Raw genomic sequence first — 1,642 nt, forward strand, 5'->3', positions numbered from 1 at the left:
CTTCTCCCTGAGGCTGACGGCCCAGGCCGCGGCCCGCCTCGTGGACCGGGACCCCTCCCGCGCGAAGGGCGAACTCCAGCAGGTCGCCGCCCTGGCCGCCGAAGCCGCCGACGAACTGCGCGCGGCGGTCGTCGAGCTGCGCCCCGCGGCCCTCGACGAGGACGGCCTCGTCGCCACCCTCCGCACCCAGATACAGGTCCTCGACCGCGCCCACACCGCGCGCGTCACCTTCACCGGCCACGGCGTGCGGGCCCTGCCCGCCGCCCAGGAGGAGGCCGTGCTGCGCGTCGCCCAGGAGGCGCTGCACAACGCCCTGCGGCACTCCGGGGCCGACCACGTCGACGTCACCCTGGAACGCCGCGGCGGCGGAGCCGTCCTGCGGGTCACCGACGACGGCAGCGGCTTCGACCCGCGGACCGTCCGCCGCGCGGGACGCCATCTGGGCCTGGTCTCCATGCGGGACCGGGCGAGCGGGGTCGGCGGGAGGATGACCGTGGAATCGGCGCCCGGCAAGGGCACCACGATCGAGATGGAGGTCCCCGGTGGCTGACTCAATCAAGGTGCTGCTGGTCGACGACCACCAGGTGGTGCGCCGGGGCCTGCGCACCTTCCTCGAGGTGCAGGACGACATCGAGGTCGTCGGCGAGGCCGCGGACGGGGCCCAGGGAGTGGCCCTCGCGCAGGAGCTGCAGCCCGACGTCATCCTCATGGACGTCAAGATGCCGGGCATGGACGGCGTGGACGCGCTGCGCCGGCTCCGCGAACTGGACCACCCCGCGCGCGTGCTGGTCGTCACCAGCTTCACCGAGCAGCGCACGGTGGTCCCGGCCCTGCGCGCGGGCGCCGCCGGATACGTGTACAAGGACATCGACCCCGACGCGCTCGCCGGGGCCATCCGCTCCGTGCACGCCGGTCACGTCCTCCTCCAGGCCGAGGTGGCCGGCGCCCTGCTGTCCCAGGAGGAGACCGCCCCGGGTCAGGGACGCGCCGGCTCGCTCACCGAACGGGAGCGCGAGGTGCTCGGCCTGATAGCGGACGGGCGTTCCAACCGGGAGATCGCCCGCGCCCTGGTGCTGTCCGAGAAGACCGTGAAGACGCACGTCTCGAACATCCTGATGAAACTCGACCTGGCGGACCGCACCCAGGCCGCCCTGTGGGCCGTGCGCCACGGCCTGAGCGGCTGACCCGCGACGTCCCGGACGGTACGGAAGGTTCCCCTCCGATCCGAGATTCATACCGTCGTGGGAATGTCCCCCGAATGGCGCATCCTCTCCCGGACGCCCGCCGTTCTCCAGTGCGTGCCGCGGCGCCTGCCGCGGTCATCGCAAGGAGGGCTTGGAAAGTGAAGAACCTGAAGAAGGCGGCGGCCGTGACGATGGTGGCCGGCGGTCTGCTCGCCGCCGGTACGGGCATGGCCTCCGCCACCGAGGGCGCGCACGCCGGCGGCAAGGCCGTGGGCTCCCCGGGCGTCGTCTCCGGCAACCTCGTCCAGGTCCCGGTCGACGTCCCGGTTAATGTTTCCGGCAACAGCGTCAACGTCATCGGCCTGCTGAACCCGGCCTTCGGCAACGTGGCCGTCAACGGCTGACGCCCGTCCCCGGAGCAGCGAAGCCCCCGGCCTCCCGTGTGGGGCCGGGAGGCC

General features: G+C 73.1%; 3 protein-coding genes. All 3 read left to right on the forward strand.

What is annotated here, in order from left to right; genetic code table 11:
* Window positions 1-550 (forward strand): sensor histidine kinase (locus tag B7L92_RS03520; protein ID WP_143626227.1); only part of this gene is annotated, 550 nt, incomplete at its 5' end.
* On the forward strand, window positions 543-1,184 hold the full coding sequence (locus B7L92_RS03525; protein ID WP_081236033.1) for a response regulator: 642 nt from the start codon (window positions 543-545) through the stop codon (window positions 1,182-1,184). The genes B7L92_RS03520 and B7L92_RS03525, both read left to right, overlap by 8 nt.
* A 158-nt stretch (window positions 1,185-1,342) precedes the next feature.
* Window positions 1,343-1,588 (forward strand): chaplin, encoded by a 246-nt coding sequence (locus B7L92_RS03530; protein ID WP_016826887.1) that lies wholly within the window; start codon window positions 1,343-1,345, stop codon window positions 1,586-1,588.
* The last annotated feature ends 54 nt before the right edge of the window (window positions 1,589-1,642 follow it).

The organism is Streptomyces viridosporus (assembly GCF_002078235.1).
Taxonomy (GTDB): Bacteria; Actinomycetota; Actinomycetes; order Streptomycetales; family Streptomycetaceae; genus Streptomyces; species Streptomyces viridosporus.